Annotated in this window: 20 protein-coding genes; 9 read left to right on the forward strand and 11 right to left on the reverse strand. The window is 73.8% G+C overall.

The window, feature by feature from the left end; genetic code table 11:
- From ACFT41_RS17810 to ACFT41_RS17835, 6 genes are all read left to right on the forward strand, one after another.
- The coding region (locus ACFT41_RS17810) for an SDR family NAD(P)-dependent oxidoreductase (RefSeq protein ID WP_377613916.1) at positions 1–3694 on the forward strand (3694 nt) is incomplete at its 5' end.
- Positions 3695–3841: 147 nt separating this feature from the next.
- Positions 3842–5026, forward strand: coding sequence for a 3-deoxy-7-phosphoheptulonate synthase (locus ACFT41_RS17815; protein WP_377588871.1), 1185 nt, complete (start codon positions 3842–3844; stop codon positions 5024–5026).
- 88 nt (positions 5027–5114) lie between these two features.
- A complete protein-coding gene (locus ACFT41_RS17820; RefSeq protein ID WP_377588872.1) occupies positions 5115–6278 on the forward strand; it encodes a DegT/DnrJ/EryC1/StrS family aminotransferase in 1164 nt (387 codons plus the stop codon).
- Positions 6275–7333 carry a Gfo/Idh/MocA family protein gene (locus ACFT41_RS17825; RefSeq protein WP_377588873.1) on the forward strand — a complete coding sequence of 353 codons (1059 nt, stop codon included), beginning with the start codon at positions 6275–6277 and terminating at the stop codon, positions 7331–7333. Before ACFT41_RS17820 ends, ACFT41_RS17825 begins: the two co-directional genes overlap by 4 nt.
- Before the next feature lie 63 nt (positions 7334–7396).
- Positions 7397–8086: an HAD-IA family hydrolase gene (locus ACFT41_RS17830; RefSeq protein WP_377588875.1), complete on the forward strand. Its 690-nt coding sequence runs from the start codon at positions 7397–7399 to the stop codon at positions 8084–8086.
- A 61-nt stretch (positions 8087–8147) separates the two neighbouring features.
- Positions 8148–8924: a thioesterase II family protein gene (locus ACFT41_RS17835; protein ID WP_377588876.1), complete on the forward strand. Its 777-nt coding sequence runs from the start codon at positions 8148–8150 to the stop codon at positions 8922–8924.
- On the opposite strand, the gene ACFT41_RS17840 is transcribed toward ACFT41_RS17835, so the two are convergent.
- The 10 genes from ACFT41_RS17840 to ACFT41_RS17885 all read right to left on the reverse strand — a co-directional run bounded on the left by ACFT41_RS17840 (position 8900) and on the right by ACFT41_RS17885 (position 21115).
- Entirely contained in the window at positions 8900–9835 is a 936-nt protein-coding gene (locus ACFT41_RS17840) for a Gfo/Idh/MocA family oxidoreductase (protein WP_377588877.1), read from the reverse strand. The genes ACFT41_RS17835 and ACFT41_RS17840 overlap by 25 nt on opposite strands.
- On the reverse strand, positions 9832–10866 hold the full coding sequence (locus tag ACFT41_RS17845; protein ID WP_377588878.1) for a Gfo/Idh/MocA family protein: 1035 nt from the start codon (positions 10864–10866) through the stop codon (positions 9832–9834). Before ACFT41_RS17845 ends, ACFT41_RS17840 begins: the two co-directional genes overlap by 4 nt.
- A gap of 311 nt (positions 10867–11177) precedes the next feature.
- Positions 11178–11984, reverse strand: a complete 807-nt coding sequence (gene drmC, locus ACFT41_RS17850; protein WP_377588879.1) for a DISARM system phospholipase D-like protein DrmC — start codon at positions 11982–11984, stop codon at positions 11178–11180.
- On the reverse strand, positions 11981–13819 hold the full coding sequence (gene drmB / locus ACFT41_RS17855) for a DrmB family protein (protein WP_377588880.1): 1839 nt from the start codon (positions 13817–13819) through the stop codon (positions 11981–11983). The genes drmC and drmB overlap by 4 nt, the downstream gene beginning before the upstream one ends.
- Complete coding sequence (gene drmA, locus ACFT41_RS17860; protein WP_377588882.1) at positions 13816–17316, reverse strand: DISARM system helicase DrmA; 3501 nt, start codon at positions 17314–17316, stop codon at positions 13816–13818. The genes drmB and drmA overlap by 4 nt, the downstream gene beginning before the upstream one ends.
- Before the next feature lie 87 nt (positions 17317–17403).
- A complete protein-coding gene (locus tag ACFT41_RS17865) occupies positions 17404–18183 on the reverse strand; it encodes a hypothetical protein (protein WP_377588883.1) in 780 nt (259 codons plus the stop codon).
- The gene (locus ACFT41_RS17870; protein ID WP_377588884.1) at positions 18143–19057 is read right to left on the reverse strand and encodes a DNA-processing protein DprA; all 915 of its coding nucleotides are present in this window, start codon (positions 19055–19057) and stop codon (positions 18143–18145) included. Before ACFT41_RS17870 ends, ACFT41_RS17865 begins: the two co-directional genes overlap by 41 nt.
- Positions 19058–19401: 344 nt before the next feature.
- Positions 19402–20604: a helix-turn-helix domain-containing protein gene (locus tag ACFT41_RS17875; protein WP_377613917.1), complete on the reverse strand. Its 1203-nt coding sequence runs from the start codon at positions 20602–20604 to the stop codon at positions 19402–19404.
- On the reverse strand, positions 20601–20744 hold the full coding sequence (locus ACFT41_RS17880; protein ID WP_377587223.1) for a hypothetical protein: 144 nt from the start codon (positions 20742–20744) through the stop codon (positions 20601–20603). Before ACFT41_RS17880 ends, ACFT41_RS17875 begins: the two co-directional genes overlap by 4 nt.
- Before the next feature lie 44 nt (positions 20745–20788).
- Positions 20789–21115: a hypothetical protein gene (locus ACFT41_RS17885; protein ID WP_377587222.1), complete on the reverse strand. Its 327-nt coding sequence runs from the start codon at positions 21113–21115 to the stop codon at positions 20789–20791.
- Between the two features lie 18 nt (positions 21116–21133).
- Here ACFT41_RS17885 and ACFT41_RS17890 point away from each other — a divergent pair, with 18 nt between their 5' ends.
- The 3 genes from ACFT41_RS17890 to ACFT41_RS17900 are packed head-to-tail and all read left to right on the forward strand — an operon-like array spanning position 21134 to position 22352.
- The gene (locus ACFT41_RS17890; protein WP_377587221.1) at positions 21134–21256 is read left to right on the forward strand and encodes a hypothetical protein; all 123 of its coding nucleotides are present in this window, start codon (positions 21134–21136) and stop codon (positions 21254–21256) included.
- Positions 21253–22152: a helix-turn-helix domain-containing protein gene (locus ACFT41_RS17895; RefSeq protein WP_377587219.1), complete on the forward strand. Its 900-nt coding sequence runs from the start codon at positions 21253–21255 to the stop codon at positions 22150–22152. Before ACFT41_RS17890 ends, ACFT41_RS17895 begins: the two co-directional genes overlap by 4 nt.
- Positions 22152–22352 carry a DUF397 domain-containing protein gene (locus ACFT41_RS17900; protein ID WP_377587225.1) on the forward strand — a complete coding sequence of 67 codons (201 nt, stop codon included), beginning with the start codon at positions 22152–22154 and terminating at the stop codon, positions 22350–22352. Before ACFT41_RS17895 ends, ACFT41_RS17900 begins: the two co-directional genes overlap by 1 nt.
- On the opposite strand, the gene ACFT41_RS17905 is transcribed toward ACFT41_RS17900, so the two are convergent.
- Positions 22349–23281: a restriction endonuclease gene (locus tag ACFT41_RS17905; protein ID WP_377587218.1), complete on the reverse strand. Its 933-nt coding sequence runs from the start codon at positions 23279–23281 to the stop codon at positions 22349–22351. The two genes, ACFT41_RS17900 and ACFT41_RS17905, sit on opposite strands and share 4 nt — an antisense overlap.
- Positions 23282–23367 lie beyond the last annotated feature (86 nt).

Genomic DNA, 23367 nt, shown 5'->3' on the forward strand with positions numbered 1-23367 from the left:
GTTGCGGCGTGGGGTGTTGCCGGCGTCGTTGCATGTGGGGGAGCCGACGTCGCAGGTGGACTGGTCGTCGGGGACCGTCCGCCTCCTCACCGAGGAGCGCGACTGGCCCCGCACCGAGGGCCGTCCCCGCCGCGCGGCTGTCTCGGCGTTCGGGGCCAGCGGCACCAACGCCCACCTCGTCATCGAGGAGGCACCCGAGGCCATCGAGGAGGCACCCGAGGCAGCGACGGAGCCCAGAGCGCTCGCGCCGGCCCCCACCTCGGTCGTCGCTCTCCCGCTGTCGGCGAAGACCCCGGCGTCGCTGGCGGGCCAGGCCGCCCGCCTGGCGACGCTGCTGACCCGCGACGCCGAGGTGCCGCTGGCGGACGTGGCCGTCGCCCTCGCCACCCGCCGCGCGGTGCTCGGCGAACGTGCCGTCGTCGTGGCGGGGACGCGGGCGGAGGCCCTGCCCGCCCTGCACGCCCTGGCCCGCGGCGAGCGCGACCCCCGGCTCGTCTCCGGCACCGCCGGTCGCGGCAAGCTCGCCTGGGTCTTCCCCGGCCAGGGCGCGCAGTGGCTCGGCATGGGCCGGGACCTGCTCGCCGAGTCGCCGGCCTTCGCCGACCGCGCCGGCGACTGCGTGCGGGCGCTCCAGCCGTGGCTCGACTGGTCGCTCCTCGACGTGCTGCACGGCGACGCCGAGCCCGCGATGTTCGAGCGGGTCGACGTGGTGCAGGTCGCCACGTTCGCCGTCATGGTGAGCCTGGCCGCGGTCTGGTCGTCGGCCGGGCTGGTGCCCGACGCCGTGCTCGGCCACTCGCAGGGCGAGATCGCCGCGGCCTGCGTCGCCGGGGCGTTGTCGCTGGACGACGCCGCCCGGGTGGTCGCCCTGCGCAGCCAGGTCATCGCGGCCAAGCTCGCCGGTGGCGGCGGGATGGCGTCGGCGGTGGTGGGCGAGGCCGAGGCCCGCGAACGGCTGCTGCCGTGGGCCGGTTCCGTCGACGTCGCCGCGGTCAACAGCCCGGCGTCGGTGGTGCTCGCCGGCGAGGCCGGGCCGCTGGCCGCCGCCCTGGACGCGATGGCGGCCGACGGCGTCCGGGTGCGCCGGGTCGCCGTCGACTACGCCTCGCACAGCCGGCACGTCGAATCGGTACGGGACGTGCTCGCCGAGGCGTTCGCGGACGTCCGGTCGCAGGCCCCCGCCCTGCCGATGCGCTCGACGCTCACCGGCGCCTGGATCCGCGACGCGGGCGAGCTGGACGGCGACTACTGGTACCGCAACCTGCGCGGCCAGGTCCGGTTCGGGCCGGTCGTCACCGCGCTCGTCGAGGACGGCTTCTCGTTCTTCGTGGAGTTGAGCCCCCACCCGGTGCTCGTGCAGCCGGTGGCCGAGTGCGCCGAGGCCGCCGGGCGGACCGTGTCGGCCACGGGGTCGCTGCGCCGCGACGACGGCGGCATGTCCCGGCTGCTCACCTCGATCGCCGAGCTGAGCGTCGCCGGTGTCACGCCGCGCTGGTCCGCCGTGCTCCCCGCCGCCGGCGGTGAGGTGGACCTGCCCACGTACGCGTTCGACCGCCAGGCGTACTGGCTGCGCGAACCGCAGGACGACGAGGCTGCCGCGACGGCGGCGGACGACGCCACGGAGGTCTGGGCGGCGGTGCGCGCCGAGGACCCGCGCGCCCTGGCCGAGCTGCTCGACGCGGACGACGCCGAGCAGTACGAGAGCCTCACGAGGGTGCTGCCGCTGTTGGCGCGCTGGCGGGCGAAGCAGGAGTCCACCTCGGCGCTGGAGACCCTGCGCTACCGGACCGGCTGGCAGCCCCTCGACCGCGACGCCGCGGGCGTGCCGGCCGGCGACTGGCTGCTGGTCGCCCCCACCGGCGCGGCCGTGGCCGGCCTCGCCGGGGAGCTGACCGGCCAGGGGCTGAACACCGTCGTCCTGCACCCGGAGGGCGACGGCGCGGCGCTCACCGCGCAGCTCGCCGCGATCGACGCCGAGCGGGACCTGTCCGGAGTGGTGTCGCTGCTCGCGCTCGGGGACGGGACCGACGTGGTGGCCCCCGCCGTGAGCCTCGTCCGGGCGCTCGGCGACGCCGGTGTCACCGCGCCGCTCTGGGTGTTCACCAGGGGAGCGGTGAACGTGGGCATCCGCGACGCCGTCACCGCGCCGCACCAGGCCGCGCTCTGGGGGCTCGGCCGGGTCGTGGCGCTGGAGCACCCCGACCGCTGGGGCGGCCTCGTCGACCTGCCCGGCGCCGACGATGCGCGTACCGTCGCGCGGGTGCTCGCCGTGCTCACCGGCGCCTCCGGCGAGGACCAGGTCGCGGTGCGCCGCTCCGGCTGGTACGCGCGGCGGCTCGCGCGCGCCGCCGCGCCCGCCCCCGCCCCCGGCGCCGCCGGCTGGCAGCCGCGCGGCACGGTGCTGGTCACCGGCGGCGACGAGGGGCTGGGCCGGTACGCCTGCCGGTGGCTCGCGGCGGCCGGTGCGCGGCGGCTCGTGGTCACCACCGGCGGCCGGGACCCGCGCGGCTGCGCGGATGCGCTGCGTGCCGAGCTGGCGGGGACGGACGTGCCGGTCGACGTCTGCGACGGCGACGACCGGGGCGAGATCCTGCGACTGGTGTCGGCGCGGGAGGACCTGCCGCTCACCGCGGTCGTGCACGCCGCCGACCTGACCTTCAGCGCCGCCGTCGCCGACACCGGCGAAGAGGACCTGGCCCGGATGTTCGCCACCAAGGTGGAGCCGGCCCGGTGGCTCGACGAGGCGCTCGCGGACCGGCCGCTCGACGCGTTCGTCGTGTTCACCTCGATCGCCGGCATCTGGGGCGGTGGCGGGCAGGGGCTGTCCGCCGCCGCGAACGCCGCGCTGGACGCCCTCGTCGACGCCCGCCGCGCGCGGGGGCTCAAGGCGACGGCCCTCGCCTGGGGCGCGCTGGAGGGGATCGGCATCGGCGCGGACGAGGCGGCCCTCGCCCAGCTGCGCCGCCGGGGCGTCGTCCCGCTGGCCACCACGCTCGCCATGGACGCCCTGGCGCAGGTCACCGCCGCCGACGAGACGGCCGTGACGGTCGCGGGGATGGACTGGTCGGTGTTCATCCCGGCGTTCACGTCGGTGCGCCCGAGCCGGCTGTTCGCGGCCCTGCCCGAGGCCCAGGCCGCGCTGCGCGCCCAGGAGTCCGCCGGCCCCGCCGCCGGGTCCGACGGCACGCTCGTGGAGTCGCTGCGCGACCTGCCCGACGCCGAACAGGACCGGGTGCTGCTGCGGCTCGTCCGCGGCCACGCGGCGGCGGTGCTCGGGCACAGCAGCGGCGACGCGATCGCGGCCCAGCAGGCGTTCCAGGAGGCCGGTTTCGACTCGCTCGCCGCCGTCAACCTGCGCAACAGCCTGCACACGGCCACCGGGTTGCCGCTGCCGTCGACGCTGGTCTTCGACTGTCCGACGCCGGCCGCGCTGGCGGCGTACCTGCGCGAGGAGCTGCGCAGCGACGCGGGCGGGGCGGGCGGGCCCGGCCCGGAGGTCGAGGAGGCGACGCTGCGGCGGGTCCTGGCGACCGTGCCCCTCGACCGGTTCGCGCAGGCCGGCGTGCTGGACGCCCTCGTCGCCCTGGCGTCGGACGGCCAGCCGGAGGCGGCCCCGGCCGTCGAGGAGGAGGCCCTGATCGACGAGATGGACGTCGCCGACCTCGTGCGGACGGTCCTCGGCGAGGCGCGCTGACCGTCGGGCGCGAAGGCGAGGTGCGCTGACCGTCGGGCGCGAAGGCGAGGTGCGCTGACCGTCGGGCGCGAAGGCGAGGTGCGCTGACCGTCGGGCGCGAAGGCGAGGTGCGTCGAGCGTCTGGCGCGAACGACCGGAAGGAACGAGATGGCCCCGACCGCCGAGGCACGCGCCGGCCACCGCGCCCGGCTGGCAGCCGCGCTGAACCGGCCCGCCGCGCAGCAGCCGGACTGGCCCGACCCGGAGCGCGCGGCGGCCGTCGCGGCCGGCCTGCGCACCCTGCCGCCCATCGTGACGCCCGGCGAGACGGACCGGCTCCGCGAGCGGCTCGCGGCGGTGGCGCGAGGCGAGGCGGTCCTGCTCCAGGGCGGCGACTGCGCGGAGACCTTCACCGGCAACACCCCCGCGCACGTACGGGACAACGTGGTCCTGCTGCACCGGCTGGCCGCGCTCGTCGCCGCGGCGGCGGGCCGGCCGGTCGTGCGGATGGCACGTGCCGCCGGGCAGTACGCCAAACCGCGCTCGGCGTCCACCGACGCCACGGGCCTGCCCGTGTACCGCGGCGACATCGTCAACTCCCGCACCCCGACGGTGCAGGCGCGCACCCCGGACCCGGACCGGATGCGGCGGGCGCGGAGCCACGCCGCGAGGACGATGGACGTCGTCCGCGCCAGCGGCGCCGCGACGTACGTCAGCCACGAGGCGCTGCTGCTGGAGTACGAGGCCGCCGGGCTCCAGGCGTGCGGGAGGAACCTGCGCAGCGGGCTCGCCCACTTCCTCTGGATCGGCGAACGCACCCGCGGGCTCGACGGCGCGCACGTGGCCTTCGCCGCGTTGCTCGCCAACCCGATCGGCCTCAAGATCGGCCCGCGCACCACGCCGGAGGAGGCCGTCGAGTACGCGCAGCGCCTCGACCCGCACCGGGAGCCGGGCCGCCTCACGCTGATCAGCCGGATGGGCCACGACCGCGTCCGCGACGTGCTGCCGCCCATCGTGGAGAAGGTGACCGCCGCCGGGCACCCCGTGATCTGGCAGTGCGACCCCATGCACGGCAACACGCGGGTGCTGCCCAGCGGCCACAAGAGCCGGCACCTGCGCGACGTCGCCGCCGAGATCGACGGGTTCTTCGCCGTGCACCGCGCACTCGGCACACACCCCGGCGGCATCCACCTGGAATTCACGGAGGAAAATGTCACCGAATGCGTCGGCGGCACCTGCGGAATCACCGAGGACGACGTTCCGGCCCGTTACCACACGGCCTGCGACCCGCGCCTCAATCCCTCCCAGTCGCTCGACCTGGCCCGGCACGTCGCACGGCTGTTCCGGCCATGACTACCAGGTCGGGGTATACGCCGGGCCCGGCGGACGCTCCTAGCCTGGGTGGGTAGTCCCGCAGAGTCCCCGGTGAATTCGGAGAGACATGGACGACTCCCGTGAAGCACCCGTGTTCCCCCAGTGGCCGCAGTACGACGACGAGGAACGCATCGCGCTGCACCGCGCCCTGGAACAGGGCCAGTGGTGGCGGATGGGCGGCAGCGAGGTCGAATCGTTCGAGCGGGAGTTCGCCGAATTCCACGGCGCGCCCCACGCCCTGGCGGTCACCAACGGCACGCACGCCCTCGAACTCGCCCTGCAGTGTCTCGGCGTCGGCCCCGGCAGCGAGGTCGTCGTGCCGGCGTTCACCTTCATCTCGTCGTCGCAGGCGGCGCAGCGGCTCGGCGCGGTCGCCGTGCCGGTCGACGTCGACCCCGGCACGTACTGCATCGACGTCGAGGCCGCCGCAGCCGCGGTGACGCCGCGCACGCGGGTCATCATGCCGGTGCACATGGCCGGGCTGATCGCCGACATGGACGCGCTCGCCAAACTGGCCGCCGACACCGGAGTGGCCCTGCTCCAGGACGCCGCCCACGCGCAGGGCGCGCGGTGGCAGGGTCGGCGGGTCGGCGAGTTCGGCTCCGTCGCGGCCTTCAGCTTCCAGAACGGCAAGCTGATGACGGCCGGTGAGGGCGGCGCGCTCCTGCTGCCCGACGAGGAGCTCCTCGACAGCGCCTTCCTGCGGCACAGCTGCGGTCGCCCCCGCACCGACCGGCACTACCTGCACCGGGTGAGCGGGTCGAACCTGCGGCTCAACGAGTTCTCCGCAGCCGTGCTGCGGGCGCAACTGCGCCGCCTCGACGGCCAGAACGCGGTCCGCGACGAGCGCTGGGCGCTGCTGTCCGAGCTGCTCGCGGAGATCCCCGGCGTGCTACCGCAGAGCGGCGACCCGCGCGCCGACCGCAACACCCACTACATGGCCATGTTCCGGGTGCCCGGGCTCAGCGAGCAGGACCGCAACGACCTCGTCGACAGGCTGGTGTCCGCCGGGCTGCCCGCGTTCGCCGTCTTCCGCGCCATCTACCGCACCGACGCGTTCTGGGACGGCGTGGTGCCCGCCGAGACCGTCGAGCAGATCGCCGCGCGCTGCCCGAACACCGAGGCCATCAGCAGCGACGGCGTCTGGCTGCACCACCGGGTCCTGCTGGCGACGCCGGAGGTCATCCACGCCACCGCGGCCATCGTCGCCGAGGCGGTAGCGGCCGCATGACGATCCGGGTGGCGGTCGTCGGCCTGGGATGGGCCGGCCGCGCGCTCTGGCTGGAGCTCCTGCGCGAGCACGACGCGTTCGACGTCGTCGCCGTCGTGGACCCCGACCCGGGAGCCCGCGCGGCGGCGCGGAGCGGGACGGGGGTGCGGGCGTATCCGGACGCGGACGCGCTCGGCGCCGCCGACGTCGACCTCGCCGTGGTGGCCGTACCCAATCACCTGCACGCCGAGACCGCGACCCGGCTGCTGCGCCGGGGCATCTCCGTGTTCCTGGAGAAGCCGGTGTGCCTCACCCGGGAGGAGGCCGACGAGCTGGCCCGCGCCGAGCGCGCGTCGGGCGCGACCCTGCTGGCGGGCAGCGCCGCCCGCTACCGCGCCGACGTCACCGCCCTGCGGCGCGTGCTGCCCACCCTGGGCCGGATCCAGCACGCCGACCTCGCGTGGACCCGCGCCCGGGGGATACCCCGGCCCGGCGGCTGGTTCACCCAGCGCAGCAAGGCCGGCGGCGGCGCGCTGGTCGATCTCGGCTGGCACCTGCTCGACACGCTGACGTCGCTGGTCGGCCCCTCGGGGTTCCGGCAGGTCGTCGGCGTCACCTCGGACGACTTCGTCCGGGCCGGCGGCTGGAGCGCCGCCTGGCGCCACGACGACGACCCGGCGGACACCGGCGGCGACGTCGAGGACACCGCCCGGGGGTTCCTCGTCCGCGACGACGGCATCTCCGTGTCGCTGCGCGCGAGCTGGGCGTCGCACGACGAGCGGGACCTGTCCTCGCTGCGGGTGGAGGGCAGCGCGGGGACCGCCTGCCTGCGTTGCACGTTCGGCTTCAGCCCCAACCGCCTGCCGGAACCCGAGCTGACCGTGACCCGGGCGGGCACCACCACCCTGCTGCCCGTGCCGGCCGAGCCCGTCGGCACCGAGTACCGGCTCCAACTCGACAGCCTGGCCACGAGCCTGGCCGATCCGGGGAACCGTGGCACCGCCATCGCTGACGCCCGTTCGACCGTCGGGCTCATCGACAGGTTCTACCAGTCCGCGCACCCGGTCGCCGGATGACCTCCGGTTACCGGGTGCGCTGTCCGCCCGGCGGTGCCACCGCCGGGACCAGGGAGACGAGCCATGACCAAGCCCTCGACGCGACCCGTCGGAACCGGCCTCGCCGTGCCGCTGCGACGGGCGGTGATCTTCGACCTCGACGGGGTCGTCGTCGACAGCTTCGCGGTGATGAGTGAGGCGTTCGCCATCGCCTACGCCGAGGTCGTCGGCCCCGGGCCCGCACCGTTCGCCGAGTACCGGCGGCACCTCGGCCGCTACTTCCCGGACATCATGCGGGCCATGCGCCTGCCCCCGGCCATGGAGGAGCCCTTCGTGCGGGAGAGCTACCGCCTCGCCCACCGGGTCACCGTCTTCGACGGCGTGGTGGAGCTCCTGGCGGCGCTGCGCGCCCGTGGGCTCACGCTCGCCGTCGCCACCGGCAAGAGCGGCGAGCGCGCCCGCTCCCTGCTGGACACGCTCGGCCTGCTGCCGCACTTCGCGCACGTCATCGGCTCCGACGAGGTCGCCCGCCCCAAGCCCGCACCGGACATCGTCCTGCGGGCGCTGGAGCTGCTCGGCGTCGGAGCGCACGAGGCCATCATGGTCGGCGACGCGCCGACCGACCTGCTCAGCGCCCGGGGCGCCGGCGTGAGCGCGGCGGCGGCGGTGTGGGCCGGGCCCGAGGAGGACGAGCTGTTCGCCGCCCGTCCCGACGTCGTCCTGCGGCGGCCCGTTGACCTGCTGGCCCACTGCCCGCCGGTGTCCGGCCCCTGACCCGCTGCCCGCCGGTGCCCGGCCCCCGAGCCGGCCCGCGCGGCGAAGGAGACGATCGCGCATGTCCGCAGCACCACAGCTCGCCTCGGCGTGGTGGCGCACGTTCCGGCCCGCGCCGGCCGCACCCGTCCGGCTCGCCTGCTTCCCGCACGCCGGCGGCTCCGCGAGCTTCTACCTGCCGCTGGCCCGGGCGCTCGCGCCGGAGATCGAGGTCCTGGCCGCCCAGTACCCCGGCCGGCAGGACCGCTACCGCGAGCCCGTCGTCACCTCCCTCGCGGAACTCGCGCGGCGCTGCTTCGACGCGCTGCGGCCGGCCCTCGACCGGCCCGTGGTCCTGTTCGGGCACAGCATGGGCGCGCTGCTGGCGTACGAGGTCGCCCTGCTCGTGCAGGACGCCGGCCTCCCACCGCCCGCGCACCTGGTCGTGTCGGGCCGCCGGGCGCCGTCGTGTTACCGCGACGACCGGTTCCACCGGCTGCCGCCCGCCCAGCTCGTCGCCCAGATCCAGGTGCTGCGCGGCACCGACGAGGGCGTGCTGTCCGACCCCGAGACGCTGCGCCTGATCCTGCCGGCGGTACGCGGGGACTACCGCGCGGTCGAGACGTACCGCCACGACCCGGACAGGCGGGTCCCGGGCCCGGTCACGGTGCTCACCGGCACCGACGACCCGATGGTGACCGCCGACGAGGCGAACGCGTGGCAGCGGCACGCGAGCGGCCCTGTCGACGTACGCCCGATGCCCGGCGGCCACTTCTTCCTGGCCGACCGCGTCGACGAGATCGCGGCGCTGGTCAGCGCCATCGCCGCCGGCCGCTACCGGGGGTCGCCGGGCCGGTGACCCACCGGCTCGGGCCGGCCGGTGCCCAGCGACCGGTGTGCCGCCCGGGCGATCCGCAGCCCGCGCAGGCCCGCTGCGCCGTCCGGGCCCGTCGGCCACCCGTCGCGGACCCCGGCGACGAAGGCACCGAGCATGGCCGCGTCGAGTACGGCCGCGCCGAGGTCCGCCGCGCCGCCGCCACCGCACCCGGTGCCATGGTCGCCGGGCCGGTCGCCGTCGCGCCCGGTGCCGTGGTCGCCGTCGCGCCCGGTGCCGTGTTCGCCGTCCCGTCCGGTGCCGTGTTCGCCGTCGCGGCCGGCGCTTCGCACGTCGAGCAGCCGGGCGAGCGGATCGAACCGCACGGTTCCCCGGTCGCCCACCAACTCCACGCGTGTCGCGCCGTAGCCGTGGCCCCACGTGGCCACCGTCCCGCCCGGATAGCGCACGACGACCACCGAGGCCGGCGCCACGGTCGAGGCCTGGGCATAGACCTCCTCCGCCGGTTCGCCGTCGAGCAGCAGGTCCACCAGGTCCACCAGGTGCGGGGCCCAGTCCGGGTGGCAGGTGCCGTTGACGGTGCTCAACTGGCCGAGGCGGCCGTCGGCCACCGCTTCGCGTACGGCGTCGAACGCCGGGCCGAACCGGGCCGGACAGGCGAGGGTCAGGCTCACCCCGGCGCGCGAGCACACGTCGATCATCGCCTCCGCGTCCGCCACGCGGCCGGCCAGGGGCGGCTCGCACAGCACGTGCGCCCCCGCCGCGGCGGCCAGCTCGGTCAGCTCCCGGTGCAGCGACGGCTCGCCGCAGACGACGACGGCGTCGGGCGAGACGTCGACCAGGTCGACGCCGGGCAACGCGCGCAGGCACCGACGGTAGCGCGCGGCTCTGGCGTCGCCGTCGCCCCCGCCGCCGGAAGCGACGACGATCCTCATCGGACAGCCTCCATCGCGGACAGGTGGTCGTGCGCCTCCACCGTCGGCTCGCGGTGCTCCTTCGCGGACAGGTCGACGGGCCGCCCGGTCCAGGAGGACCGCGCCGCAGCCTCGGCGAGGCGCACGACGGCCACCGCGTCCCGCGCGCCGACCCGTGGCGGCGGCCCGCCCGCGAACGCCGCCGCGAACTCCCGGATCTCCGCCACGAACGGAGACTCCCCGAAGTGCCGGGGCAGGCCCTCCACCGCCCCGCTGGTCACCTGGAGCTCCGGTGTCCACGCGGAGTCGTACGAGACCGAGCCGGCGGTGCCCAGCACGTGGAAGGCGCGGTGGATCGGGATCGGCGGTGCCGCCCACCCCCCGGTCACGTGGCTGACCGCGCCGCTGGCGTGGGTCAGCACCGCCGTGCCGGTCGCCACCGCGCCGGCGGGAGCCGGCATCGCCACCTGACCCTGGTAGCAGGCGTACACCCGCACCACGTCGCCGAGGATCCAGTGGGCGATGTCGAGGCCGTGCAGCATCTGATCGGTCAGGATCCCCCCGGACTCGGCGCTCGCCCGGCCCGTCCACGGCGTCGGGTGGTGGCCCGTCACGCTGAACCGCCCGGCCGCGGGCGCGCCCAGCTCACCGGCCGCCACCAGGTCGTGCAGGCGCGCGTACGGGGCGAGGAAGCGCGTGCCGTGGGCAGGGTAGACGGGCACGCCGGCCCGTTCGGCAGCGGCGACGATCGCCTCCGCCTCCGTGCCGGTCGCCGCGAGGGGCTTCTCACAGACCACGCCGAGGCCGGCGGCGATGGCCGCCAGGGCGATCTCCGGGTGGGTGGCGGTCGGCGTGCAGATGTCGACGAGTTCCGCGCCGCTCAGCGCCTCCGCCAGGCTGGCGACGGCACGCACGCCGAACTCGCGGGCCAGGTCCGGTGCCCGGCCGTCGTCGGCGTACACGCGTACCCCCGCGCCCACCCGCCGCCACGCGTCGAGATGGATACGGGCGATCGGCCCGGCACCGACAAGCGCGACCTCGGGAACCCCCATTCGTTCATCTCACCCGCCCCGCCGACCACCGGCCATCCCCCGATCTTGTAGACCAGGAGAAGAGCACGAAGGGGGCGAGGGTGCCCAGGACCGCGACGAAGAGCACCCCGGGCAGCAGGTCCCGCCGCCCGAGGATCCTCGGCACGCGTGTCCGTTGAAGACTAGGTAGATCCTGGAAGATTCCGGCCCCTGGAGGGGCCGTTTCACTCCAAGATCTCCCAGCCGCGGGGTCCCGCGAGCCCCACCACTCGCTGATCTTGCAGTTGCGGCCCCTCAGGAGGGCGCTTCACCCGTGGATTGATCGCCGTTGCTCAGAAGAGGCGCTGTAGCGGTCCGACCTCGGGGTCGGCGAGGGCCCGGAAGTGCGCGACGAGTCTTCCCACCACCCGGGGATCATGGAGCACCACGCCGACCTCGATGTTGTGGGACAGTGCCCGGTCGGTGAGGTTGGCACTGCTGACCAGCGCGACCTCACCGTCGGCGGCGATGAACTTCGCGTGCAACGCGGCGTGTGAGTTTCCGCTTGCGGCCCGTCGTGCGGCTGGCCAGTGCCAGAACGTCGCCTGGTGGCGGAGGGCCGCGAAGGTGGCCGCCGCCCCGGATGGCCCGCGCAGGGCACCGCCGTGCTCGGCCGAGCTTTCCAGGATCAGATCGATGCGTACGCCCCGGTGGGCCGCAGACCGCAGCTCGGCGATCACCTCGGCCACCCCGTACGCGGCGAAGCTGGCCACGAGCAGGCTGCGCTGGGCCGCCCGGACGACCTCGACTACCACGGAACTCGTGAGCCGCACCGGCACGGACGAACTGGTCGGCCCGCTGACGGCCAGCTCCGTGCGGTGCGCGTCCACGCGCTGGTGGAGGAGGGCGGCGCTGCGCAGCGCCAGAGCAACCGCTGGGCCGGGAAGGCCGGGTGCCTCGGTGCGCCAACTCCTGACCAACCGTCCGGCGTGAGCGCCGACCGAGAACCCGGGCCGGACGTCGGCCAGCTCGGCCGCGACCGTCGTGCCGTCGGTGGGCCTGTCCACGCCCATCAGCACACCGGCCCAGGCGGTGACGTGCTCGGTGGGGAGGGTGGTGGCGAGGTCGGCGATCACCTCCGCGAACCGCTCGTGGCTCACCGGGCGAAGAACCCGGAGCCGGGATCGGTGAGGGTGTCGACCAGCAGTGCCCGGTCCAGATAGTGGTTGCCGCGTTCGCAGGAGGTCTCTGCGGCGAAGAGACAGGCGTGGCAGGCGGCGGCCGACAGTCGGGCGTGCACCGTCGGGTCGTGCTCGGCGCAGAGCGGGTCGGAGCTGCACAGCCGGGCGGCGTCCAGGGCCCGTTCGACGAGAGGGCCGAGCCGGTCCGTGCGCCCCAGGGAGACGAGGCCACCGAGGGTGCCCTCGCTGTCCGGTGCCGAGGTGTAGAGGAGCACCCCGGCCATGGGAGTGTCGCCGGAACGGGCGTAGACGCGCTCCCCGATGCCGGCGGCGCTGTATCCGCACTCCAGAGCCAGCTCACGGATGAGCACGTGGGCGAAGGTGTGCAGCAGGACGTACCGGGGACCGGGGTGCGCCTCCGGGTCCAGCCTGCGCTGCGCCCGCCAGAGGTCGTGGGCGCGGATCAGGAGCTGCTCGCGTTGCTTGACCTGCGGCTGGTGTTCCCACTCGACGAGGCGCTCCTCGTCGAAACGGAGGAAGATCCCTTCGCCCCGCATCTCGGCGCAGGGCAGCCAGGTCGGCTTGCCGGTGGTCAGCGGCGCCCGTCGGCGGTCCGGCGTGTCGAGCACGTCCCACTCGGGGGCGTCTATCCGGGTGAAGCCGTACAGTGCGGAGACCTCCCGCAGCCGGGGGACGAGGACCACGTCCCGGAGCCAGTCCCGTTGCCGGGCCGGCACCGGCTCCGGGCGGGTGGTGAAGTCGGGCAGCTCGGTGCTGGTGCCGGCGGTGAAGGCCAGCCACTCGGGCCTGCGCAGGTCGTCGCCGTCGTCGGGCTCGTCGTCGGACCCGGCCCTGCTGCGGCGCTGGATCGCCGCCCAGACCCGGTCGACGCCGTACGGCTTCAGCTCGGCCCAGCAACCCTGGGTCGGCATGATCTGCTTGGCGATGGCGGCGTCGAGCCCGGCGAGGGGGGACAGGTCCGACCAGCGGTCGGCGACGACCTGGTCGACCGGATGCTCGGCCCGGGGGAGGCTGAACACCCGCAACTGCATGGCGAACCAGCTGTTGGTGGCGCCCAGGGCGAGCGTGCGGGTGGGGGCGTCGCAGGGCTCGTAGGTGCCGAGGTGGGGGTGGCGGCCGCGGCAGGCGGGCAGGGTCCGCTCGGCGTGCAGGCCGATCGCCAGCGACATCGGTCGGGAAGCCTTGCACTCGCAGGAGATGAAGATGTTGGCCGCCTCGCCGGTGCTGCCGCGTTCGGCGAGCGTGAGCGAGTGACCGGGGCCCGGGTCCGTCCCGCCGTGCACGACGTACGACCAGGGGAAGTCGTCCAGGTGGCCGTTGTCGCAGGCCAGCACGAAGCGGGCCGGCACTGCGGTGGGACGGGAGTTTCCGTTGCCCCGGCAACTGTGCACGTAGCGGGCCCGGTCCGGCTGGTAGGGCGACGAGAGCAGCTCGAACAGCCCGGAATCCGCCGGCGCGAGCCGGTTGCACCGGGTGTCCGAGCAGCGTAGCCAGGTGGGAAAGAGCGCCACCGGCACACCGACCCGGGTCCAGTCGGCGAAGAGGTCGGAGGTCTCGGGCAGGTGCGGCGGAAGCCGGAGACTCTCCACCTGGCCGCCGAGCCGGTGCCGGATCGCCGCGAGCAGTCTGTCCTCGGTCACCGTGGCCGAATGCGTGAGGTCCCAGTGCGCCAGCCCCAGGGTCAGCACCGACAGGCTGGGCAGGTCGGCGACCGAGCCGACGCCGTAGGTGTGCAGCAGTTGGTTGGGGCGCAGCGCGCCGACCCGCAGGCTGCGCTGCTGCGACCCGCTCACGAGGACGCCCCCGCAGCGCCCACGGTGGGCGGGACGAACGGTGGTGGATCGTCCCCGACGGCACCGAGTTGCAGTTGGAGCTGGATGCCGGGCTCCACGTCCCGCAGGGAGGTGGGACAGGTGGTCTGTGCCCACCGGCCCTCCTCCGGTCGGTGCAACAGCCCGGCGACGTCGTCGCTGTGGTACGGCTTGTCGTAGGCCAGCCGCCGGGCGGGCCGGGCCCGCTCCCGCGCCCACAGGTCGAGGCGGGCTTCCAACTCGTCCTCCACCCGTTGGCGAACCGTGTTGTCGGCGGCCACCTCGCTGCGACGCTTGAGGAACCGCACGACGTGGTCGGCGAGCTGACCGTGCCGGTCGAACTCGCGCGCCCGCAGGTTGCCGTTGTAGGTGCTCTCCAGATCGCGGACCAGGGCCACCAGCACCCCGGTCAGCCCCCGGTCGATGGCCCGCTCCGCGAACGGGGTCACCGACAGCGCCTCGACCTGCCGGTAGACCGTGGCGTGGAAGTGGTCGAACCGTTCGTAGTGCGACAGGTCGCGTGGGCGGGCCCAGTTGTAGACGGTGAACACCAGGCCCGGCGCCTGCCGCCCGACGCGGCTCGTCGCCTGGATGTATTCGGCGGCGGACTTCGGCTGGTTGGCCACCACCATCACGCCGAGCCGGGCGATGTCGACCCCGACGGCGATCATGCTGGTGGCGAGGAGCACGTCGACCGGCCGGGGAGCACCCTTGGGCCGGGCGCCGTCGAAGCGCACCGCGAGCCGGTCCAGTAGCGGCCGGATGGCGTCCGAGGGCATCCGGGAGGTCAGCTCCTCCAGGTAGGGGTCGTACCGCCGGGCGAGCCCGCGCTCGTCGGCGCGGACCAGTCGGCTGGAGACGTCGTCCTCCACCAGCCGGCGCATGCCGCCCAGGTCCCGGAGGCTGTTGAAGTAGCCGACCAACGTCATGTACGGGTCGGTGACGCGGTTGCGGCCGTAGGTCTCGTGGAGCTTCTGCGCCGCGCCGAGCACGGAGACGTAGACCCGGATCAGGGTCGACCGGAGCCGGTTGCCGTGCGCGCAGATGCCGATGTAGCGGCGGCCCGGGTGGTCCCCGGTCTCGCGCTGGCGGGCGAAGAAGCTGTCGGAGGCGTCCAGGCCCGACGGTGGGAAGACCCGGGTGCGCCGGTTGAACAGCGCCCCGATCTGCTGCTGGGCGCGGCGCACGGTGGCGGTGGAGGCGATCACCTTCGGTCGGGACCAGTGGCCGGGGGCCGGTTCCCAACTGGCCAGCCGGTCCACCGCCGTCTCGTAGAGCCCGACCAGCGAGCCGAGCGGCCCGGAGATCAGGTGCAGCTCGTCCTGGATGATGAGGTCCGGTGGACGCAGCCGCCCGCAGGGGACGACTCGGTTGCCCGGCCGGTGACGCTTGCGCTCCCAGTCGGTCGATTCGAGGTCCTCGGTGAGATAGCCGTGCTGCTCGCAGCGCTTGCCGACCCGACCGAAGAGGGCGGCGGTCTCGCCCTTCCACGGCAACTGGGCGAACTTGTCGACGGTGGCGATCACCAGGGCCGGCGGATGGCGGTAGAGCTCCTCGTCGACGAGGATCACCGGCAGCCCGACCTGGTCGCCGGCCAGCGGGTAGCTGCCCGCCTCGCTGAACGGGCACTCCACGTCGAAGCAGAGCACCAGGGTCCGCCAGTGGTCCCGCTCCACCTTGATGTCCCGGCCCGGCTCGACCTTCGTGCCGCACCAGGGGCAACTGGTGAGCTGGTGCGGTGAGCCGATGCCCCGGTGCGACCGGCCCCGCCGCCGCTCGTCCAGCCACTCCTTCGCGTCCTGGGTGCGGTTCGGGGTGACCCGGCCACCGACCCACAGCCCGATCCGGATCGGCGTCTCGCCCCAGGTCTGCGGGTCGGCGCGGCGTAGGGACTCCGCCGCGCAGATCAGGGTCGCGGCGCGCTCGAACTGCTGGATGGTGAGCAGGCGCAGGGTGTACCGCATCAGCACCGCCAGCCCCGCCCGGCCGGTCAACCCGCCGAAGTCCGGCTGGCGGCGGCGCACCGCGATGGTGAAGGCGGTGAGACCGAGGTACGCCTCGGTCTTGCCGCCACCGGTGGGGAACCAGAGCAGGTCGGTGATGGCGCGCTCGACGTCGTCACCCCGCTCCGGGTGCCGGGGGTCGGCCAGGGCCGGCAGGTTGATCAGGACGAAGGCCAACTGGAACGGACGCCACCGGTGGTTCTCCGGCTGATCGGCCTCGGCGACCGCCTGCGCCAACGGGAGGTTCGGGTGTTCCCGCCGCCGGGCGGCGACCACAGTGTGCACACGTTGCAGATACATCGCCCGGTTGGCGAAGCCGAACGCCTCGCGGGCCGTCGGGTCCGGGGCGGCGAGCAGCCTGATGCCGGCGGCGATCCGGTCGGCCGCCTCCCGGGCGTCGCGCAGCGCCTCGCGTGCCTGCGGGCCGTACTCGTCGAGTCGCCGCTGCGGGTCGGTGGCGGTCGCCTCGTTGCGGTCGATCCACGCCCGGTAGCCGGCGACGAGGGGCCGCAACGCGGCCGTGAGGGACTCGACCGGGCCGGCCGCCAGCTCGGCGAGCCGCCGCATGTCCAGCTCCACGTCGGCCAACTCGGGCAGGTCGGCGTCCCGCTCGCTGCTGGGCACGTCGGTGAACGGCAGCTCGTGCGCGGGGACGGTCGTGGTGCGTACCCGATGGGCCCGCAACGGATCGGCGGCGGCCGGCTCGGTGTGGACGGCCGTGCCGTGCCCCACCGCGAACTCGGGGTGGAACCGGTAGGCCATCGCCAGCCGGCGCCGCTCCGCCTGGTCGGCGTCGTCGCCGCCGGTGACCTGCTCCGGTCGGGGTACGAAGACCGGCTCGTCGCCCGTCGGGCCGGTCGCGGTCAACTCGACCTGGAAGATCCACCGGTTGGCCTGGCGCGGCGAATCGCTGTGTTCCCGGTTCTCCAGGAAGAGCGAGACCAACCAGACGTCGCCCAGCCGACGCACCCGACCCCGCACCACGACCTTCGGCTGTGCCGCGTCGACCGGCAGCGGGGCGATCGGCCCCTCGCGCAGGGGCACGGTGACCGTTCCGCCGCGCTGGTGCCGCCGCCAGATCCGGCCGCCGGCGTGCTCCGCCCGCTCGTCGCCCCCGGTGTCGTAGCTGCCCCAGGCGGCGTTGACCCGCAGCTCGGGGACCGACGGCGGCACGCTGGTGGTGAAGCCGAGCGCGGAGGGCGCCAGGCTGGGCACGTTCGGCGCGGTCGGCTCGGGGCCGCCCTCCGCCGCGTCCGAGGCGGTGGCCTCGGCGAAGGTGTCCTCAGTGGCCGGATCGACGGACACGCCGTTGGGGGCGAGCCGCCCGAGGACGTAACGGTCCAGCGGATTCTCCCTGGCGGGAAACTCCTCGGCCGGCCCACCGAGCGGCCCGAGCAGGTCGGCAACGACCAGCTGTTGCAGCTTGTCGCGGATCACCCGCTCATCCGGTACGGCGAGCACGCTCTCCCCAGTCATGGGAGCGACCGTAGCGTTTCCCTGCGACAGCGTGGGGGCCGGTCCGTGCGGTGCCGCCAGGTGACCTGGGCGGTGCACGGCTTCCCGTCAATCGGCTTCAGCTGCGCATCGTGTGGTATCGAAGACTGGCCGAGCGATCGCCTCCATCAGCCGCCTTGCCGGAGGGTAGGTCGGATCCACATGGCGGCCGAGGACGATCGCGGCGACGGTGGTGGCACCTGCGGTTTTCAAGGCGTGGGCCAGCGACTGCACGCGGGCACCCGTCGTCCAGGTGTCCTCGAGGATCAGTGCGTGGACCGGCTCAGGCGACGGCGGCAGGGCCGGCGAGAACCAGTCGGCGTGGAAGTCGTGATCGTCCGACCCGTAGCTGGGATTGACGGAGCTGGCGATCCAGGGCAGGCGGAGCCGGCCGCCGACAAGATCGGTGAGCGGGTGCGGGCCGAGGGTGTTGCGGGTGCTGGGGACGGTGATGACATGAGTCGGCGACGCGCCGGTGCGGGCCGTTACGCAGGCGAGGTGGTCGCGCAGGAAGAGCAGCAGGAGGGCGAGCAGGCTGCGCTGGGCCTGCTCGGACCGGGCTGTTCCCTTGTACGTCCGGAGATTGTGATGGTGCTGGCCGGTGCGTGGCGAGTAGGAGATCGGCAGCACCACGTCCGCGAGGAGGCCGTTCGAGCGGGTCAGGTGGGACTGGCAGCGGAAACAGAGCGAATAGCCCTCGCCTCGCACCCCTCGGCAGGTGGGACAGATCCAGGCGTGCGCCGGTAGCGGGTTGCGCAGGTAGCCGCGCTGGACCTCGACGTACCGGCTGATGATGGTCCAGCGCTGGTCAGTGGAGGGCGAAGTCAGGGAAGGTCTCCAGGCCGGCATCGGTGGGCTGGTAACTGAGGATGTCGTCGACCGCTTCCAGCAGTTGCGCGGTGCCGTGGACGACGTAGACGCCGGGGTTGTCGGCGAACGTTCTGGCCCAGCCGCACCGCATGACCTGACTGGTGAGGACGACGGGGCGGCCGTGCTGGAGGGCGAGCCTGGCCTGGATCCGTGCGCCGCTGGTCTCGCCCGCCTCGACGACGACCGTCGCGACCGCGTATCCGCTCATGATGGCGTTGCGCATGGGGAAGCTCTGCCTGCTCGGCGGGGCATCGGGCCAGAACTGGGAGATCAGCAGGCCGACGTCGGCGATATGGTCCTGCAGGCGTCGGTTCTCTGCCGGGTAGTGCCGGCGGATCCCGGTGCCGATGACCGCGACGGTGCGCCCGCCTGCCTCCAGCGCGGCGAGGTGCGCGGCGGTGTCGATGCCGCTGGCGAGCCCGCTGACCACGGTCACCCCGCGCCCCGCCAGGGTGGTGGCGACCGCGCGGGCGATCCGTAGCCCGTCGTCGCTTGCCCGGCGGCTGCCGACGACGGCCACCGCCCGGTCGTGCACCCGTAGGTCGCCTCGGCTGAACAGGAGCGGTGGCATCTCCCGGATGCCGAGCAGTTGGGCCGGGTAGGTGGAGTCGAAGAAGGCGTGAACGCCTATCCCCTCCGCCTGCCAGCCGACGATCTCGGCGGCGGCGGTGTCGATCAGATCGGCGACCGACTCCGCGTCGGGGAAGAGCGTGTCGGAGTGGCCGACCGCGCGGTCGAGGACCGCTCTGGCGCTGCCGTTGTCCTGGATGTCCAGGGCCGTCTCCGACCAGCTCGTGTGCGGGCGGCGAAGGAGGGCGACCAGGGCGGCCCGCTCGATCATCGCCGTGTCCATGGGCACGATCGTAGGCCCTGGCCTGCCGTCCTGGCTCGGCCATCCCGGCTGGTGTCGCTGGCGACGATCCTCGACGGCGGTCATTTGTCGAACGTACGTTCGATGGGAGTGGGGGTCAAGCCGCAGTTGACCTTGGGCGAATCCGCCGTGCGGCAGCCGGCCCCACCGCGCGCCGATCTTGCACTTGCGACCCCCGAGGGGGGCGCTTCACCCCTTTCGCCCGGGCCGAAACTGCAAGATCGCGGGAGGCGGCGGCGTCGTGAATTTCGAATTCGAAATTCCTTTCCGAGGCAGGGGTGTCGTGGACGCTTCGGCGTTCATCGAGGGCTCCAGCTTCGGTGTGGTCACTGGCGGGTCAGTCCGATGGTGGTGGCGAGGCGGGTGATGTCGGCGGAGGACTGCCCGGTGCGGAGGATGGCGGTGAGGGCGGTTCTGGCGGTCGGGCGGGTGCGGGTCTCGGCGGGGGCGATGCGGTCGGCTGCGGTCAGGGCGCGGCCGGCGGCCCGGGGGTCGCCGAGGTCGAGGTAGGTGTGGGTGATGTCGATGAGGTGGGCGGCGCGGTGTTCGGCGGGGAGCAGGTGCCAGCCGTCGCTGTCGACGACCTGCCGGTGGACGATGGCGGCATGGTGGTGGTCGCCGAGGCGGGCTGCGGTGAGGGCGCGGGCGAGTTCGACGCCGGTGGGGCCGAAGGCGATCCCGTCGCCGTCGTGGTGCCGGCCGTCGTGGGTGGTGGCGAGGTGGGCGGCGCGTTCGGTGAGGTCGTGGGCGGTGGGGGCGTCGCGGTAGGTGGCGGCGGCGAGGGCGGCTTCGAGGAGCAGCGTCCCGGTGAGGCCAGGCTCGTCGGGCAGGAACGCGCGCGACGGGGTGCGGTCGAGTTGGTGTACGGCGGTGAGCGCGGCGGCCTGCGCGAGGCGTCCCCGGTGCAGGGCGCGCAGGGCCTGGGCGAGGGAGACGGCGGCGAGGCCGGTGCGGTGGGGGTCGCCGGTGGCGGCGGTCATGGCGCGGTCGGCGGCGAGCCAGGCGAGGTGGGGCTTGCCGAGCTTGACCAGCGTCTGGGCGGTGAGCCGGTAGACGCGGACGGGCGGGTCGGGTGCTGTCCCGGTGTGGTGGGTGTGCCGGGTGGCGGCGAGCAGGTCGGGCAGGGTGCGCAGGACCTGCGGGTGGTGGCCGTTGCGGTAGGCGGTCCAGGCGTACCCGGCCTGGTCGTCGAGCTGCCGCACGGTGGGGCTGTCGGTGTCGGGTGGGTCGTGGCGGGCCAGCGCCGCCCGGATGCGTTCCACGGCGGCTTCGGTGTCGGTGACGGTTTCCCGGCGGGGCTTGCCGGTGAGCAGGATGGTCGGGGTGACGCCGAGGGCGGTGGCGACGGTTTCGATGACGGAGAGCCGGTCGAGGGTGCGTACGCCTCGTTCGACCTTGTCGACCCAGCTCTTGGACTTGCCGATCCGGTCGGCGAAGACCTGCTGACTCATGCCCCGGCGGGCCCGCAGCTCGGCCATCCGCCGCCCGATCGGCGCCTCGTCGCGGCTGTGCCGGCCGGGCCCGGTCATCGGCCCCGACCCGCCGGTGGGATGGCGTCGGTGGTCTCGCCGCAGCGGGGACACCAGCGCGACTTGACCCGGAAGGCGAGCAGCCCGAGCAGGAAGCCCGGCACCAGCCCACCGAACACGAGGGGCACGACTTCGGACATCACGAGGGTCCTCGCTTCCGGACGGCGAAGTGGATCTCTGAGGGCTATGCCTCGGCGGGCACCAGAACGGTCGTGCCGGACCAGTCGATGTCCTCGTCCGTGATGGCCTTGTCCGGTTCGTCGTCCTCGTCGAGCGTGGAGTAGCACGCGTAGTAGCGGCCGAAGCCGTACGCGCCGGCCGCCAGGGTCGCCAGCGCCCACGGCCGTAGCTGGTCGCGCAGCTTGTCCGGGGCCTGCCGGTCGACGGGCACCCGGACGACGCCGAGCAGGTCGTACCACTGGTCGGCGGTGCCGGCCTCCAGCACCCGACAGAGCGAGAACGCGTGCCGCACCTGCGGCTCCCGGCTGATCCACCTGCCCTCGTTGACCATGCTGCCTCCTTGTGCGCGATGAAGCTCGCCAGAGGCAGCATCGCCGACCACGGCGCTTATATCAAGGGGATGGTGTTCAGCGTGTCGGTGCACTATGGTCATTGCGGCAACCGTGACAACGACTGGACGGGGTTGAGATGACGCCGAACGCCGCAAGAACCCGCCGCAAGCCGACGCCGCCACTCGCATCGCCCACCGTGCAGGCGTGGGAGCTGGGGCTGCGCCTGCGGGAGCGCCGCGAGGAGGTGGGGATGACGGCGGTCGCGGCGGGCCGCGCCAGCGGCATCACTCAGGCGTACATCTCGGGGGTGGAGGCCGGCCGGGTCAAGCTGCCGGGCGACCGGCTGGCCCAGCTCGTCAAGATCTACGAGATCGACCCGTCCGACGCCGCCGAGTTGGAGGTCCTGCGGGTCGGTGCCATGCAGCGGGCCTGGTGGCACCAGTATTCGCAGCTCTTCCCGGCCGACTTCCTGCGCTTCCTCGGCTACGAGGCGGGCGCGGAGCACGTCCGCAGCTACCACAACGAACTCGTGGACGGGCTGTTGCAGACCGAGGGGTACGCCCGCGCCGTCATCCGGGGCGGTAACACCTACGTCCGGCTGACCGAGATGGACCGGCGGATCGCCGCGCGGATGGCGCGGCAGCGGCGGCTCGGCGGCGAACACCCGCTGCGGCTGACGACCGTGATCACGGAGGGCGCGCTGCGGCAGCAGGTGGGCGGCCCGGAGGTGATGCGCGCCCAGCTCGACCACCTCGACCGGCTGCTCACCGAGCGCCCCGAGCAGATCGAGATCCGGGTGATGCCCTTCGCCGCCGGGGCGCACCCCGCGCTCGGCAGCCCGTTCCAGATCCTGTCGTTCCCGTCGCCCCGGCTGCCCGACCTGGTCTGGCAGGAGGTGCTGACCTCCAGCGACATCATCGACCAGTCGAGCCGGGTCGCGGACTACACGATGACCTTCGCCGAGGCGCGGGAGCGGGCGCTAGGCTCGGCGGAGTCGCTGGCGCTGATCCGGCGGATCGCGAAGGAGATGACGTGATGGCCCCTCGCCCCACCCCTGACCGTGGCTGGTTCAAGTCCTCCCGTAGCGCGAACAACGCGGCGTGTGTCGAGGTGCGGTTCGTCGGAGGTGCGGTGGATGTCCGTGACACCAAGGACCGCACCGGCCCGGCGCTCGCCTTCAATGGCCACTCGTGGGCCAGTTTCGTGGCCAGGCTCAAGGCCGGCTCGGCGAGTTAGGGCACGTCCTCCTCGACCAGCACCCACACCTGCTTGAGGGGCAGTTCCGCACGAGTCTCGTCCGGCAGCCGGAGGTAGTTGCGGCACACCGCGTCGATAAGGTCGTCGGCGTCCCACACACGGATGCGGAAGTGCTGGTTGACGAGCAGCGCGCGGGCATTTCCATTGAGGCCACCCCACGCCACGAGCAGCGCCTGATCCGCGCCGTGGCTGCTCAGCGCGCCCTGAAGCTTCTGCACCACGTCGACGCCGACCGGGTTCGCGTCGCTCTTGACCTGCACCACCAGGCGAGGGCTGTCCAGGCCGAACGGCCCCCGGCCGGCGAAGACGTCCACACCTCCGTCGCCGGATGCCTTCGTGACCGTGCACGCGAAGCCCTCGGCGCGCAGCACGGCAGCGACAAGATGTTCGAGCTTGTGCCCGGCGTAATGCTCGATCAAAGTGCTCGTGATGCGGTCGCGCGCGTAGCGCTCGACATCGACAGCCGGTGAGGCATCAGCCTCCACGTCGCCCGCCTGTGGCACATCCGCAGCGACCGGGGTCGCCTTGGCAAGGGCAGGCCGAGCACCCGGATCGTGGCCCGATTCCAACACTTGGGCCATCCGCCACGCGCCATCGTTGCGGCTCACCTCACAGATGGTGAGGAACGCGCCCAGCGTGTAGAGCAGATCCTGCTTGATCGCCGTTCTCGGAACATCGGTACGCAGCCACTGCACCGGCCGAACGTGGCGTCGCTCCGGGTCCGGGTCGGTCAGGTGTTGATAGCCGCCCATCACTTTGCCGATGGCGATCTGCCCGGATGTCTTCATCGGCATCACCACAATGTCGCCATCTGCTATGCGCTCCCGCAGAGCCCACAACTGGCCTGCGTAGTTGGCTACCAGATTTGCCTTGGCGTCGGGAAAACCGGCCCGGACGAGGCCGGCCACGGCATCCCGTGTGGCTGCCGGCGTAAGGTCGGTAACCTCTCTGAACCCACCCCCAGCGACTTGATTGTCGAGGGCCCAGCTTTCGC

Source organism: Micromonospora sp. NPDC057141 (assembly GCF_042670805.1).
GTDB lineage: Bacteria > Actinomycetota > Actinomycetes > Mycobacteriales > Micromonosporaceae > Micromonospora.